Origin of the sequence: Brevibacillus thermoruber 423, from assembly GCF_000454065.1 — a bacterium.
Taxonomy (GTDB): Bacteria; Bacillota; Bacilli; order Brevibacillales; family Brevibacillaceae; genus Brevibacillus; species Brevibacillus thermoruber.
In genome coordinates this window covers 228130-244451 of the sequence record NZ_KE695653.1, presented here as the reverse complement: position 1 = coordinate 244451, position 16322 = coordinate 228130, and the positions used below count along the sequence as shown (strand labels likewise).

At 55.6% G+C, this 16322-nt stretch carries 10 protein-coding genes; 9 read left to right on the top strand and 1 reads right to left on the bottom strand.

Annotated elements, in window-relative coordinates; translation table 11 throughout:
* Positions 1–193 precede the first annotated feature (193 nt).
* Both M516_RS0118520 and M516_RS0118515 read left to right on the top strand, forming a co-directional pair.
* Positions 194–1435 (top strand): efflux RND transporter periplasmic adaptor subunit, encoded by a 1242-nt coding sequence (locus M516_RS0118520; RefSeq protein WP_029100438.1) that lies wholly within the window; start codon positions 194–196, stop codon positions 1433–1435.
* Complete coding sequence (locus tag M516_RS0118515) at positions 1432–4545, top strand: efflux RND transporter permease subunit (protein ID WP_029100437.1); 3114 nt, start codon at positions 1432–1434, stop codon at positions 4543–4545. The genes M516_RS0118520 and M516_RS0118515 overlap by 4 nt, the downstream gene beginning before the upstream one ends.
* A gap of 108 nt (positions 4546–4653) precedes the next feature.
* Here M516_RS0118515 and M516_RS0118510 read toward each other — a convergent pair whose 3' ends face one another.
* Complete coding sequence (locus M516_RS0118510; protein ID WP_238551003.1) at positions 4654–5547, bottom strand: hypothetical protein; 894 nt, start codon at positions 5545–5547, stop codon at positions 4654–4656.
* A gap of 302 nt (positions 5548–5849) precedes the next feature.
* On the opposite strand from M516_RS0118510, the gene M516_RS0118505 reads away from it, so the two are divergent.
* From M516_RS0118505 to M516_RS0118475, 7 genes are all read left to right on the top strand, one after another.
* Positions 5850–7145: an HD domain-containing protein gene (locus tag M516_RS0118505; RefSeq protein ID WP_029100435.1), complete on the top strand. Its 1296-nt coding sequence runs from the start codon at positions 5850–5852 to the stop codon at positions 7143–7145.
* Positions 7138–7665, top strand: a complete 528-nt coding sequence (locus M516_RS0118500) for a YwgA family protein (protein WP_029100434.1) — start codon at positions 7138–7140, stop codon at positions 7663–7665. Before M516_RS0118505 ends, M516_RS0118500 begins: the two co-directional genes overlap by 8 nt.
* A 187-nt stretch (positions 7666–7852) precedes the next feature.
* The gene (locus M516_RS0118495) at positions 7853–8248 is read left to right on the top strand and encodes a thioredoxin family protein (protein WP_029100433.1); all 396 of its coding nucleotides are present in this window, start codon (positions 7853–7855) and stop codon (positions 8246–8248) included.
* A 159-nt stretch (positions 8249–8407) separates the two neighbouring features.
* Complete coding sequence (locus M516_RS0118490; protein WP_029100432.1) at positions 8408–9286, top strand: S-layer homology domain-containing protein; 879 nt, start codon at positions 8408–8410, stop codon at positions 9284–9286.
* A gap of 1038 nt (positions 9287–10324) precedes the next feature.
* A complete protein-coding gene (locus tag M516_RS23905; protein WP_152523436.1) occupies positions 10325–13312 on the top strand; it encodes an ABC transporter permease in 2988 nt (995 codons plus the stop codon).
* Between the two features lie 66 nt (positions 13313–13378).
* Entirely contained in the window at positions 13379–15967 is a 2589-nt protein-coding gene (locus M516_RS23900; protein WP_051188293.1) for a lipase/acyltransferase domain-containing protein, read from the top strand.
* Positions 15954–16271: a hypothetical protein gene (locus M516_RS0118475; RefSeq protein ID WP_152523435.1), complete on the top strand. Its 318-nt coding sequence runs from the start codon at positions 15954–15956 to the stop codon at positions 16269–16271. The genes M516_RS23900 and M516_RS0118475 overlap by 14 nt, the downstream gene beginning before the upstream one ends.
* Positions 16272–16322: the final 51 nt, after the last annotated feature.

The window sequence follows — 16322 nt, the reverse complement described above, 5'->3', positions numbered from 1 at the left end:
TCGGGCAGCTTTCCCGTTTATGTTACGAACAACAGGCAGCATCTGCATGTGGAAAACGAGGAGCCTGTTCCAAAACGCCGCGGAAAATTTTGCTGGGCGGAATGTCCAATATGTGAAATTTGACCGATTTCTGTTCCGTATGTAACAGATGGATCAATCTTCTGAAATGAAAGGAAATGGAGCGGAGGGTGACATGAACAGCAAATGGTTGGTTTCTGCACTCATGGCCGGCCTCTTGACCACGACCGCCTGCAGCGGACAGGAGCAGACAGAGGCTCCGGCCGTGTCGGCTGCCGAGGTCAAGAAAGTGGAAATCACCGCGGTCAAAAAGGAACAGGCGACCCAGGTGTCAGAATTGTCCGGCACACTGCAGCCGTTGGAAGAGGCGCTTGTTTCGTTTGAAGTGGGCGGCCGGGTGGTCGAACTGGCCAAGGAAGAAGGGGACAACGTCAAGGCAGGCGAACTGCTCGCCCGGTTGGACGGCAGCGACTACTCGCTGCAGGTGGCGTCGGCAAACGCGTCCGTCCAGCAGACCGCCGCCAATTTGGAAAAGGTAAACAACGGGGCGCGCGATCAGGAGGTCACGCAGGCGCGGCTGCAGGTGGAAAAAGCGACGATTGCCTACCGGAAGGCGCAAGACGACTTCAAACGGATTGAGCGGCTGTACCAGGAAAAAGCGATTTCCCAAAGCGAGTACGAAAATGCCCAAAACTATCTGGCCGTCGCCCAGAAAGACCTGCAGAACGCGCAGCAGGCGTACTCGCTGGTCACGCAGGGGGCGCGGGCGGAGGACAGGGAGCTGACCCGGGCCAGCTACAACCAGGCGATGATTTCCAAGGAGCTCGCCGCCAGCACGCTGGCCAAAACGCAGCTCCGCGCGCCCATCAGCGGGACCATCATCGCCAAGCTGTCCTCCACCGGTTCGCTGGTTGGCGTGGGAACGCCGGTCTACCGCGTGGGCAACATCGACACGTTGAAAGTGGTGCTGCCTGTCCCCGACCGGGAGATTTTTGCCTGGAAGGAAGGAGAGACCGTCGCCATGGATCTCTACGGCCAAAAGCGCGACGGCAAGGTGGTGAAAATCTATCCGGCGACCAACCAGGGAACGGGGACGATCGGGGTGGAGGTTCACGTCGCCAATCCCAGGCATGACTGGTTTGCCGGCCAGGTGGTGAAAGCGAGAAAAACGATCCAGGGCAAGGAAGGCATCTTCGTGCCGGTCGAGGCCGTCATCAGCCGCGGGCAGGGAGACGCGCACGTCTTTGTCAACGTCGGCGGAAAGGCGGTCAAAACAGCCGTGTCCATCGGAGCGATCAACGGCAACCGACTGGAGATCCTGAGCGGTCTGAAAGAGGGCGACCAACTGATCGTCAAAGGCGTGGACCGGTTGTTTGACGGCGACCCAATCGAAGCGGCAGGGGGTCAGCCACAGTGATCGAATACATCGTCCGCAAACGGAAAATCACGCTGATGTTTTTCGTGATGGTCGTGCTGGTTGGATTTCTCAGCTTTTTCCAGCTTCCCAAGCAGGAGTCACCGGACATCATTATCAATATTGCAACCGTCACGACCATCTACCCGGGGGCTTCACCGGAAAAGGTGGAGCAGACCGTCACGAAAAAGCTGGAAGAGAAAATCAACGAGCTGCAGGGGCTTAGCTACATTTCGTCCCGTTCCAGCCTGGGCGTGTCGACGATCGTCGTGGAGACGAAGAGCGGTATCGACCCCAAGCAAAAATGGGATGAACTGCGCAAGAAAGTGAAAGACGCGGAAGCTGACCTGCCCGCCGACGCGAAACAGCCCATCATCAACGACGATCTGAACCGCACGTTTGTGCAGACGCTGGCGATTACCGCCGACACGCGGGAGCAGCTCTACAGTCTGCGCTCGCTGTTGAAGTCGTGGAAGGATCAACTGCGTACCATTCCCAATGTGGCGGACGTTTCCATCGAGGGCCTGCCCGAAGAGGAAGTACATATCGAGGTGGATACGCAGAAGCTGAGCCAGTACGGCCTCACCTGGGGCCAAGTCATGATGGCGGTGAAAAAGGAGAACGAACGCGTCCCGCTGGGGGATTTGACCGCCGACAGCCGGACCTACCAGCTCAAACTGGCAGAGAACTACGATGTGAATGCGCTGAACCAGGTGATCATCTCGCGCACTGCGGAAGGCTACCCCATTTATCTGAAAGATATCGGCACCGTGAAGCTGACCACGGAGACGGTCAAATCGTATTCGTACTACAACGGGAAACCGTCCGTCTCCCTGAGCATCAACGCCGAGACGGGCAGCGACGTTCCCTCGCTGCAGCGGCGGGTGGACGAGATGATGGCGACGCTGGAAAAGTCGCTGCCGGCGTGGGCCGAGAAGCACTCCATCTATACGCAGAACGAACGTGTGGATGAGCTGTTTGACGATCTGTCGCGGGAGATGTGGATTGCCATCGCCGCCGTTTTGCTCGTGTGTACGCTGGGGCTGAATCTGATCACCTCGTTTGTCGTCGCCCTGGCCATTCCCATCTCGCTGGCCGTGGGCTTGTTGTTCCTGCCCCCGCTGGGCATCACCTTGAACATGATCTCCATCGTCTCGCTGATCATCGTGTTGGGGATTTTGGTGGACGACGCCGTGGTCGTCAACGACAATATCGAACGGCGCCTCTCGGTTCTGGGCGAAAATCCGCTGCAGGCAGCCATCAACGGCGCCAATGAAGTGTCCATCTCCATCGTGACGGCCACGCTGGCGACGATTGCCTCATTTGGTCCGCTCATGTTTTTGAACGGCAATGCGGGCCAATTCATCCGTCCCGTGCCGGTCATCATCTCACTGACCATGCTGGCGTCGATGATCATGTCGCTGACGATCATTCCGATTTTCCGCCAATGGTATGAGCAGCGCCGCCGCTCCGGAGTGGAAGGCTACCGCAAACCGGCGGGACTGTTGGGCAAGCAGCTGCAGCAGTTGACCAAATGGTACGCCAACCGGCTGATGCCGAGGATTTTGAAGCGCCCGCTGTTGGCCGGGATGGTCGGCGTGCTGATCGGCACGCTCGCCTACGGATTGATTCCGTTCACCCCGGTTCAACTGTTTCCCAACGATGATCGCCCGCAGTTTTTGGTGGACATCCGCCTGCCGGTCGGCAGCAGCATCGACGAGACGGATCGCGTGGTCAGAGGGGTTTCCGACTGGATCATGAAGCAGCCGGGCATCGAATCGGTCGCTTCGTACGCCGGCGGCAGCGCGCCGAAAATGTTCAGCGGCGACACCGGTGCCGGCGAAGGCATCACCGTCGGCCAGTTGGTCGTCCGTTTTGACGAGGAGAAAGTAAAAATCGACGACATGATGGAACCGTGGCGGGAGGAATTCAAGAAGCTGTACCCGGAAGCAAGCATCCTGCCCAAGCAGTTGGAAGCGGGTCCGCCCGTCGGCAAGCCGGTGGTGATCCGGCTGTACGGGGAGGATGTGGCGACGCTGCGCACCCTGTCAGAGCAGGTCAAGAGCAGGGTGGCGAAAATTCCGGGAACGTACGATGTGCAGGACGACTTCGGAATCGAGCGCTACACGCTGGAATTTGTCGTCAACAAGGAAATCATGGAACAAAAGCTGGTCAACTACAATGATCTCTCCCAGACGTTGCGCCTCGTCAGCGAAGGGATTACGGTCAGCCAGTTTGACAACGGGACCGATCTGCTCGACATCAAGCTGTTCCTGCAAAAAGGGGAGGAGGACCCGTCCCTGCTCTTTCAACGGCTGACCGTGGCCAACGCCCGGGGCGAACAGATTCCGCTGTCCCAGTTGGCGGAAGTCAAGCCGTCTTTCAGCACGCAGGCGATTCCGCACCGCGACTTGTCCCGCTGCGTCACCATCTCCAGCGACGTCAGAGGGCGCACGGCGACCGAGGTCATGCAGGAGATAAAGCCGATGCTGCAGGCATTCCCCCTGCCGGACGGCTATCGCTGGGAGATCGGCGGGGAGACGTCGGAGCAGACGGACATTTTCATCGACATGGGCAAACTGTCCGTCGTGGTGGTGTTCCTCATCCTGATCCTGATCGCCATGCAGTTCTATTCGCTCAGCATTCCGGTGCTGGTGTTAAGCACGGTCTACCTCGCGTTTGCGGGCAGCCTGATCGGGCTGTTTGTCACCCAGACCCCGCTCGGCTTCATGACGATGATGGGCGTGATTTCACTCTCCGGGATCGTCGTCCGCAACGGGATCGTCCTGATCGAATTTATCGAGGAAGCGCGGCGTGACGGCGCGGAACTGAAGCAGGCGGTGATCCAGGCGGGAGAAGCGCGGCTGAGGCCGATTCTGCTGACCTCGCTGACGGCCGTGGCCGGCTTGATGCCGCTCGCCATCTCCGGTGACGTGCTGTTCCAGCCGCTGGCGGTCACGATTATTTTCGGGCTGCTCTTTTCCACCATGCTGACGCTGATCGTCGTGCCGTCCTTCTACACGGTGCTGGCGGAGCGCAAAAGGAAGCGGCTGGCGAAAAAGGCGGCCAAGCGCCCTGACCTGTTTGGGCCGGAGGCGGAGATGAACACGTAGCACGCTGGACATAAAGCAAACGCTGCAACGATAGGTGGGGATCCCCCTCCGTGCCGAACCGGAAAGCCGGGTGTTTTCCGCACGCGCGGAGGGGGTTCTTTGTGAAGATCAACCGGTTAACCCGCCCGGGGAAGAAGGGCTGAGCCCAAACATGCTGTCCACGTCTTGCGGCGTCGTGGCGGGCAGTCCTCTGAACACGTACGAGATCTGTTTATCATCCAACCGTTCGTGGACAACCGTACCGCGGGCGGGATGCCGGTAGAACTCGCGGCGGCCGATCACGACAGGCGGCGAGTAATTGCGGGTCCAGGAGGCGGCGGGATAATAGCCGCCCGCTTTGGTGCGGATGGCCCATAGGGCATACGTCTTTGAACGTTCATCCCAATACACGTATTGGGTCTCGCCGTCAGCCGCCCCTACCGATTCCAGGATCCACGTGCCTGGCAGCGTGACGGGGAGTGGGTGGAAGCCGGCAGCATTCGGAGACGTCCAGCGGCGGCAGCGGCTGATTTCTCCCTGTCCCTTCCCGGTTCGGGTGTGAAAACTGAGCGCATGGAACGGATTGTTCACAATCTCCTCCGCCCGCAGCGGATCCTCCGGCTGCAGCCCGGCAATGAAGCGGCCCATTTCCTCCAGATCTATCCGGCCGGAGTCGATCGAGATTTCGATTTGCGTTTTCCACAAGGAGAGGACGTAGCTGTCGCGGTTTTTGTAGTTGGTTCCGCGCCAGAACGCAATCCCGTCCACCGCATGGCATTCCCCTTTTGCCTGGAAGATGCAGGTGTCGGGGTAAGACGGTTCCATGAGGTCGAGAAAAAATTGTTTGACGCGAAAAGCACCGGTTTTCGCCTGGACGCGATACCACAGTGTGGCCCACTTCTCTCCTTCCGGACGGATACGGATCTCGGCAATGTCCCAGTTGTCGATCATGTCGCGGGGAACCAGGCAGACGAACGGCAGGAAACGGGAGGCTTCGGCAAAGGAACGGCAAGTGCGGATCACTGGGCAAACCCTCCTTCGAATTGAGATATAAGGAAGAAAGACAGAGCGGAGTGTTGGCATGAAGGTAAACGAGTGTGTAAACGGGATGTTTCCCAATCTGAGACGAAGGCTGCCTCTTTTTTACAAGTGGAACGTAGGATTTCATTCGGCATTTCGAGGTCAACTCCTCCGTCTTGGGCGGCAGCTCTCTCCGCTGGCAGACATGCCGTCGTTTTCCAGCCGGCTGACGTTATGGTATGATGGACCCAAAAGCCCGATCGGGACATGACGACGGGACGTAAACCAGGAAAGGAGTGTCCAGGATGCAACAGCCCCAGCTTCTTCATGAAGAAAAGGTGTTCAAGGACCCGGTGCACCGGTACGTTCACGTCCGGGAGAAACTGATCTGGGACTTGATCAACTCGCCGGAGTTTCAGCGGCTGCGCCGGATCAGGCAACTGGGCACCAGCTTTTTTACCTTCCACGGCGGGGAACACAGCCGGTTCAACCACTCGCTCGGCGTGTACGAGATCATGCGGCGCATTCTTGAGACGTTTGAAGGGCGGATTCACCTGTCGTACGAGGAAAAACTGCTCTGCCTGTGCGCCGCGCTGCTGCACGACGTGGGCCACGGGCCGTTTTCCCATTCGTTTGAAAAGGTGTTCCGCTACCATCACGAGGATTGGACCCGAGCGATTTTGCTCGGCGACACGCAGATCAACCGCATTTTGCGCCGGATGGGCGACGATTTCCCCAAACGGGTGGAAGAGGTAATCGCCAAAACGTACGATAACAAACTGATTGTCAGCCTCATCTCCAGCCAGATCGACGCCGACCGGATGGATTATTTGCTGCGCGACGCCTACTATACCGGCGTCAACTACGGCAACTTTGAAATCGAACGGATTCTGCGGGTGATGCGCCCCCACGAGGATGGCATCGTGTTTAAATTCAGCGGGATGCACGCCGTCGAGGACTACATCATGTCCCGCTACCAGATGTACTGGCAGGTATATTTCCACCCGGTCACGCGCAGCGCGGAAGTGGTGCTCCGCAAGATTTTCCAGCGGGCCAAGGAACTGTTTGCCCAAGGCTACTCGTTCGCGCAGGAGCCGGTGCTGCTGCTGCCGTTCTTGACGGACAAGGTGAGCCTGTCGGATTACCTGTCCCTTGACGAGTCTGTGATTCTCTTTTACATGCAGATGTGGCGCAAGGAGAGCGATCCCATTTTGAAAGATTTGTGCGCCCGTTTTCTGGACAGGAATCTCTTTAAATACGTCGAATACAATCCGAGGGATTACCGCTTGCTGGCAGAGCTGAAAGAAGAGTTCCAAGCGGCGGGCATCGACCCGATGTATTATTTGGAAGTAGACACCACCTCCGATCTTCCGTATGATTTTTATCGTGCCGGCGAGGAAGAGGAGCGTATTCCCATCATGCTCCTGATGCCGTCCGGAGAACTGGTAGAGCTGTCGCAGAGATCGGAGATTGTGGAGGCGATCAGCGGCAAGCGCCGGTTTGACTACAAGCTGTACTTTCCAATGGATAAGGTGCTGGCTTTGCCGGAGGACGTCTCCGGAAAGATACGAGAACGTCTGGGAGTGATGGAAGATGCTTAGTCGTCACGCCAAAATCATACGCTTGATCGAGATTGCCGGCGAAGTGAGCGGACGAAAAAAGTTGCAAAAGATGGTATACATAGCGAAACAACTGAACATGGACTTCGACGAGCGGTTTGAATTTCACATGTACGGCCCCTATTCCGAGGAACTGACGCTGCGCGTGGACGAGCTGTGCAACATGGGCTTGTTGGACGAGCAGATGGAGAGCAAGGGGGCCATTCAATTGTATCGGTACACCCTGAACGAAGCGGGCCGCGATTTTCTCCGTTTCCACGAGGTGGATTTCGGCCTTGGAGAGCGGCTGATCCGACGGATGAACGAGGAAAACTCCCGCTTTCTCGAATTGGTCTCCACCATCCTGTATTTCAGCAATCTTCCCTATGATGAAATGAAGGCCAAAATTTTTACCTTTAAAAGCAAACAGCGTTATACCGAAGAGGAGATTCTCAAAGGCATGGCGTTTATCGAGGAGCTGCGTGCGCTGATGAATGCCGACAGCGACGCGCCCGCGCACTGATTATTGATGGTATTGTCATGATAGAAAATGATAGAGTGGGGATGCAAGAAAAAGACCGGCCGTGATGCCGGTCTTTTTTTGTCTCAACAGGGAGCGGCATAATGAAGCCACCGTTCCTTGACAACTCCATATGGACACGCCTGATCTGCCAAAATACGCATTGGGAAGCGCATGAGGAGGTACGGAAATGAAGGGTGGCATCAAACGCCGCTGGATGTGGGTGGCGTCGCTGTTTGGCTGCGCGGTCGCGGCGATGGTGTTGTGGACCGGTGCCAGTGCCAATCAGACGAAAGTGGTGTACGTGTTCAGCGAGAGCTGCGGGTACTGCACCACGTTTACGCCTACGTTCGAGCAGGTGATCAAGGAGTTTCCGCGATGGCAGGTGGAGCGGCTGGACGTTCACGACAAACGGGATCTGGCCGAAGCCGAACGGCTGGGAGCGGAAGCAACACCCACCGTCTTCGTCGTGCAAGACGGGGCGGTGGCGGGCAAGCTGGAAGGAGATGTGCCGGCACCGGCTTTGCGAAGATTTTTGCAGAAACATCTAACAAAACCTCTTTCTGGAAAAGATGAGGGTGGGTAAAATGGTCGTAGGAGAAAAGGGGGGGACGGGGCGGAGAAGCATCAAATGGACGGCCTGGCAAACGTGATTGTGTCGATGCGAATGGTATCAATTCCATATAATTTCAATATTCCGAATAGAGGAAATGTTGATTTTGGAGGAGGTAGGCACTTGAAACGAATGTATTTTTTTCTCTCCAGTGTGTTGGGAACCGTTCTTACATTAAGCGGTCTTTTCGCGGCGGCCCATCCCTCTACTGCGCAAGCGCAAACGGTGCAGAAAGACTATGAAAACCACCCGAACCGTGCAGCGATCGAATATGTGGTCAAAAATAAACTGATGTGGCTTTACCCTGATGGGAATTTCCGTCCCGAGCAGCCGGTTACTCAGGCGGATCTTGTTGCTGGGTTGGTGAATGTTAAGGGATTGACCCAAGGTGTTCCGATTCCCGGTTTTCCGGCGAATCATTGGGCCAAGGTGTACTATGAGAGGGCGAAGAAAGACGGGATTTTGGATAATGTTTCGATTAATCCCAATAAGGTTCTAACTAGGGAAGAGACTGGATTGCTTATGGTCAATGCTTGGAAGAAGTTGAGAATACCTTTTGATAGGGAGCATCAATCTTATACGGCGGTTGCCGTAGCTGAAGAATGGTTACCACCGAGACCCGGGAAATTCGCTAATGGGGTTTCGACCACACGCTTTGACGCTTTTTCAGGTGTTTCCCGAGTCGAGCAGGCTAAGGCCTTGGCAATGCTTCATAGAGATTTTTTGGGTATTAACGAGGGGGAAAAGATCGCTAATCAAGTTCATAATTCCTTTAAAATTTCTGGAGGGTATTTGCGAGGGACAATTCCTGTTGTTAATGGGTTTTCTATTCGGCTTATAGCCAGCCTAAAAAATGGGAAGGTAGTAGAATTTGAGTCTGGAGGAATCCTGCTTAATGCGGATCAGATAAAGTACTTTCAACTGAGTGTGAAGAGGAAAGGAGAGGCCGTTCCTTTAGCGCTTTACAATTATATTAAATTACCTTCACTTGAACGGGAAAACGTAAGGTGATGAATCACGATGAAGTTGAAAACATCCCAAACTTTAATCTGCACAATAGTAGCATTTTCATTCTTACTTAATTCAATTATGTTTCTTCCAATGTCCGTTAAAGCGAGTGCAAGTAATCCCAAAATGTATGGACGTACTGCAGGGTGGCTTAATGATAATAAGGGGGTTGAAGGTAGTTACGATCATATAATTTACGGGCCTAGTTATGGTCTAAACAACACTAGGACGTATCTTACAGTAGCTGATGTACAATACAACGGGGCTACTAGCGGTAGTGGCAAAGTTTTAAACTACTCTAAAGCTACAGATACTGCTAACAATGGTTACCCAATTGTAGACTTTGCTGAGGCTCAGGCTTGGGCTACCCTATTTAATGGTAATCCCGCTTTTATGAGCAACGCAAATGGCCTTTACGGTGTCGAATTAACCGGAGGAGATCCCGGTTCGGAACCGTACACCGGTTATCTATTGTCCAAGGTAGCCGAAATGTCCGGAGGAAAAGGCCTGCCTTTCTCATTCAGACCTGCAAAAAGTGGCGAACAAGGCTCGTGGGTTGGTGTTGTTAAATTTGTAACGACCCAGCGACCGGATGGTTCGATTCGCACCGATAAGAGCCAGTATCATGTTGGGGACACCGTCAAGATTGATGCTTCTGGCAAGGACTACAGTATTTACAATCGCGGGTTAAAAGTCTTCAACTATTACATCTACAATGTCGATACCGGAAAGACAGAGTATACGTTTTCCTCGTTGATCAAAGAATACCCGATCAGTGGCGAGGGGGACGGGAGCGGTGCAACGATAAATTTCCCGCAACAAACGTGGGTCCCCTCGAAAGCCGGAAACTACGAAGCAAGAATCCTCTTCACAGATTTACATGCCCGAAATACCAAAAATGCCCCTGCAGTGGGAGGTCAAGGTGTTGCGTATGCAGCACCTTTCGTTGTTGGCAGCCCTCCTTCGCCTCCTCCGGATGGAGGTGGGGGAAATGAACCGCCACCGCCCGCGACGTGCAGTATCTCTTCCACCCAAACCAAGTTGGATATTCGAATCGAGGAAGAGAAAAGCGATCGGGAATTACAGAGCGTTCCTAGCGGCGGGGAAACCATCTATGTCGAACCGGGCAGCCGGATCATCATTACGGCAGCCAAGTCGGGAAGATTCACGGCCAACGGCGTGCCAATGGAGAAAGGGGCCGGGAACAACGCCAGGGTTGGTGTGCTGGACGCCCCATTCGACGAAGGACCAATACAGATCAAGTACGAAAGCGACGACGGGGCTGACTGTTGGGTAAAAACGATGTTTGTGCTGAAGAAAGGAGACCGCCTCGACAAGTGCCCCATCGTAAAACTGTCGGGAAGTACGGTGAGAAACGGGGAAACCATCGAGGTATCACCAGGGGAAGAGCTGAACTTTCGTGTGCAGTACACGGATCGATATGGTGACGTGCAGCCCCTGAATGTCTATTGGGAAGTGACGCTGCCGGATGGGAAACTAGTGACCGTGCCGCTGGCAGAGAACGATAAGGGAAAGGTCGGACCGTACGAGTCGGACAAGCTCACATTGCCCTACGAATACGCTAGGAAAGACATAGTTCCTCTGGAACGGGGAAAGACGTACCAACTGAGACTCAACCTGGAGCATACGAACTTTGATGCTGCCAGCCGGCCGGAATGCGCCTGGTCCATCACCATCAAAGTCCGGGATGCGAGCTGCACAATAGACGAGCAGGATCGGATCAAGTTCTACGCGTATGGGGAACCGCCTGTCGGTTATTCGCCCGGCGGCGAGCTGCTGGACGACACGCTGCTTGACGAAGGGCTGTACTTCAGCCACTTCACGGATACCGGAAACGACTACGACACCCACTTGGGAGTGGCCGCAGACGTGCCGGGCACTTGGTACTTGAAATTCAACGGCAGCCAGACACCCTTGACAGGAAAATTGGCAGCGAAAGAAAAGTTCCACCTGTTCTTGCCATACGATGTGGAGGCAGGGGACACCGTCACGCTGGTCTTTATTTCCGAGACGGGCTGCATTCGGGAGCTGGAACTGCCAATCTGGTCCGATCGCAAGTGTTACACACTAACCGCCTCTATCGAACACACGACAGGACAGGTCGTTTGGGAGAAGGACGTCGAACGCGGTGAAATCCTTGAGTTGAAGCCGGAAGACTGGATCGACGGGTATCACGGCTTCCGTCTCTTTACCAGCGCGGACACGCATTTTTCGCTCACGTGGCTCAATCCCGCAACGAACACCTGGGAAAAACAGCGCGACGGAAAATGGCTGAGCGCATCGTCACGAGCGCAGAACCATCACAGCATTTCGTTCCCCCGTGATAGCAGTGGACCAACGGGGTTGCCGTTACCGGGATTCTACAGAATCCAGTTCTATGATGAAAACAGTGATTCTGACCAATGTGACGGCTTCTTCTTTGTTCGCATTGGAGACGGCGGAAATCCCAACCCGAATCCGGATGGGGAAAACCTGCTGATCATCAAAAGCAGCTTCAAGATTACACCAAACGATCCGCAGGCTCCAGGGACGACCGCAACCATCACGTTTGACGTGAAAAACGCCGGAAAACTGGAACACGATACAAAACTGGCGGTTCGCTGGGAAAGCTCCCCGACGGCCACCATGCTGGACGTAAACAACTTCAAGCCGGGGGAAGTCCGCAAAATTACCGTGCCGACCCAATACCCGCAGCAGTCGGAGGATTTTATCGCCAACATCAACCCGAACAAAGACAGGCCGGCTGACGAAACCATTTGGCCGGACAACCGCGCTCAATGGCCGGTCGAGGTGACCGGAGGCGGAGGAGGAACCATTCCCGCCCCGCCGGGAGGAGGAGGCAGCTTTGAAGGCGGCGAGATCGGCCTCAAGATTTTCGACAGCGACGGCCGCGAGCTGCAGAAGCTGCAGGTGAATGCCGACGGTGTATGGGAACGCGAACCGGCCAGGATCCGCGTCGAGATCGACCAGACCAAAATCAATCAGGGCTTTGATCGCGTGAAGCAGGAGATCAACCAAAACATCACTTTGTACAAGTCACAGCTTGAGCAGTCGATCAGCGGTGACGGGATCAAAGGCGTAACCGTGACGGCGACGCCGGGATGGATCGCGGACGCGAAAAGCCTCGCCGTGTACAACCCGGCCATGCTGGACCTGAAGGTGACCGGTCCCGGCACACCCCAACAGTGGCAGGTGAGCAGCGCGGGAACCGGCGGAGACTATCTCTACACCGGAACCGTTGTCCCGACGCAAACGACGTGGCGGCAGGTGCTAAACGCGCAAAAATACAAAGTCGAGATCAACGGGTTTGTCATCACGATGGATTACCACATCCGGTTTAACGTGTCGTATGAGAGCTGCACGGAGGACGACGACGGGAACGAAACGTGCGAGCCGCACAGCTTGACCCAAAACATGACGGGACGTTACACGATCACGGTAAAGGGCGGGGAGCGCGAGTTTGAGGTGTTCGAACCCAACGCCAAAGGGCTGCTGCGCCACACCGCCGAATGGGCGGAGTACCACGGGCGGGACCGATATCCGGAAAGTCGTCCCGATGATTTTTACGCCGGCGAGCGCATCTTGACCAGTCTCGTCCTGGAAACGCGTCACCGTCATCCGGTCAGCGGCAACTATCCGGAGATTACCGCGGCGCAAGCATGGATTTCGGAAACGGGGAGGCGAAACACGCCGCTTCAGTCCACCCTGGGACTGCAGCAGTCGTCGCCGACGGCATGGCAGGGGGCGTCCTACATGGTGCCCAAACTGGGCATGAGAGAAACCGGCGTCGACACGCCCCTGATGGGAGACAAACAGCGCGGCTTTCAGAAGGATGCCAGCTACGCCGTTTACTTTCACGTTAATTTTCGATTCGGAGCGGTGAAGGGCTTTGCCTTCCCGAACAAACAGACGCTCGCCGGGCATGATCAGGCGGACTATCGGACACCGTTCCGCATTATCGCCAACGCCTGGGAACGCCAGGGCATTCGCAACCATACCACGCGGTAAATTTACTTGCTCCCCCTCGCTGTCTTTTCCTACCTTATAGGAAGAAACAGGCAAGGGGGTATTTTTATGGGAGAGACGTTGCGCCGGATGGCACATGTGCTGCTGCTGGCTGTCCTGCTGTTGAGCAGCGTGGTTCCGGCCGGTTTGGCCAAACAGAGCGCTGCGCTTGCGGATGAGGCGGGGGACAAGCCCCGCGAGAGCGAATGGATCGCGCTGCAAGAACAGGAGGACGACGGTGGGGAAGACCCGCATGCGGGGGAAGGAATGGAAGTGGAAAACTCCGATCCAGTGACGGGAGAGGAGGAGTTGGACGCAGGGAATGAGGGCGAAGAGGTCGAAGATGGTAATAACGAGCCGGACGAGCAGGCGGACAGCGACCTGCAGGAGCAGGAAGAGACGTTTTACCGGCGCTTTTCCGGCAGGACGAAGCCGCCGGAAGCGGCGCTGCGGGGGCTGCCCGCGACGTATGAACTGGAGCCCAATGACACCTTTTCCAAAGCGGACTGGATGTTTACCGGAAAGGACGCGTACGGCCGGATTGGAAAAAGCGGTGACGTGGATGTGTGGAAAATCAAAGCTCCCGCAAACGGGGCGATCGCGTTCTCGCTCTTCGACATCCCCTACCAGACAGATTATTACCTGTACGTGTTCGACGGCGAAGAGCGCGAGCTGGGTCGTTCCGACCATCCGGGAAGTGACGAGCAGCGGGTGGAAGACGTCGCCGTCGAAAAAAACAAGTGGTACTACGTGAAAGTGGAGGGAAGCCGGGGGACATTCAACAAGACCTTTCACTATCGCCTGAGGGCGGATTTCGTTGCCGGATCGGAAGGCAAGCCGGACGAGTACGAACCGAACGACACGCCGAAAGACGCCCGCGAACCGATGGTGCAAGGAAGCATCGTGGCCAATTTGCATCAGCTTGACGATGTCGATTTCTACCGCGTAACGATAAAGCGGTCTTCCACCATCCGGGCAGCGCTCAGCGATATTCCCGAGGGGATGGACCTGGATTTGTACCTGTACAACCAGGAGAACAAGCTGGTGGCCAAATCGGACAAGGCCAGGAATGCGGACGAGCTGATCGTGTACAACGGCGACCCCGGCACCTACTTCGTAAAAGTCTCGGCCAGCCGCCGTTCCGCCCTCAAGCCGCACGCCTACAAGCTGTCGATCTCGAACGCTACGATTCCGGTCATCCTGATTCCGGGTATCGGCGGTTCCCGGCTGGAGGTGGAGGAGGACGGGAAGACTTCGGAAATATGGTTGGGCTTGTGGGATATGGGCGTGGGCATCAGAGACCCGCGGCATCGCAGGATTCTGTCGCTGGAACCCGTCAAGAACGGCAGCGTAAACGTACAGCCCCGCCAACCGGGTATCAAAGTGTTTCCGGAACGGGCGGATGGTGGGTTTCGCGCCATTGAATATCTTTCGTATACCAAATTGGACCTGGATGTCATCAAGAAACAAGTGGAGCAGTATGCAAGCATGGCGAAGCATCTGGAGAAAATGGGGTACAGGAAAAACCGGACGCTTTTTGCCATGCCCTACGATTGGCGGTACAGCAACGCGGACAACGCCAAATTTTTAAAGCAGAAAATAGACGAGGCCCTGAAGGAGTCCGGAGCCAGCCAGGTACAGTTGGTCGCCCACAGCATGGGCGGATTGCTGGTCCGGGAGACGCTCCTGTCCAACGTATCCTATCAGCCAAAAGTAAAGCGTATCATTTACATGGGCACCCCGTTTTTGGGATCGCCCCGCGCATATCAGGCGATCAAATACGGCTACAACTTCGGCATCCCCTTCCTGCACGAAGAAACAGGGAAAGTCATCTCCGCATACGCTCCCGCTGTATACGAACTGCTTCCTTCCCGAAAGTACTTCGACACGGTTGCGTTTCTCAAAAAGGACGTGGTTCACCCGTACTCCTATGAAGAATTTTTGCAAGACCGGGAGATCCGCCTTGACTATGACCCGCTGGTCAAAAACGCGGGACAATTGCATGAAAAGTGGGACAACAAGACGATCAATGTCCCTCAGTATTCCATCGTCGGACATGGGCAAACGACCCTGCTGGGATATGTCATGAATCCCGTTTCCCGTCAGTTGGTACCGTATTTTGACCCCGGGGTGGGGGATGGAACGGTTCCCTACCTGAGCGCCAACTACGCCCAAAAAGACATCAAGAAACAGTATTACGTCAAGGAGGAACATGCCAAGCTGCCGGTTAATCCGTACGTCATCCAGCAGGTGGGCCATCTGCTGCTCGGCATTGAGGATGTGCAGAACGGGATGCGGCGAACTCCGCAGAAAACATCTTCCTACCTCTATTACATCCTGTCCCGCGAAGACGGTGAATTTCCTGAAGTGATCGTCTCCAAGTCCGGCAGGACCATACGGATTACTCCCGAGAAAAAAGAAGTGTGGGACGACTTGCGCGTCGAGTACCACGGCAATATCGTGGTGGTTCACGTGCTGGACGGAGAGAAGCCGCTCTTTCAGGAACTGCCGCGTTCCCGGAGCAGTTCCTCGGCCAAGCTGCTGATCCAGCGGTTTTCATCGGAAGATTCCCAAGATCGGCAGGAAACAGGCCGACTGTTCCGGCTTGTTGAAGACCGCCTGGAAGATGTGGAAGGAGTAGAAAATGATGAGCGTTGACGGCATATTCATCCTGATTATGTTGATCATTCCCGCCTGGGAATTCGGGGGACCCTTGATCGGTCTGCTGATTTCCGGATACCTGAGCTTTCTTTTCGGCATCCGCATCTGGCTGATCATGGCGGTTACCTTTCTTGTGACCTTTTGTTATTTCCAACTGCGCTTCTCCGAGTACACCATGTTCAATTCCTGGCCGATCATCGCCTGCATGGCGTTTCACAGCGCCTGGAGCGCGGCACTGCTGATCTGGCTGTTCGGCAAAGCGGCGCGAGCGGTGAAGAAAAAGAGACGGCCGGATTCATGAAAAATCGGCCGCCGGCCCGTCCGTCAACACGGTTCTCCCTGCCCTTTTGAG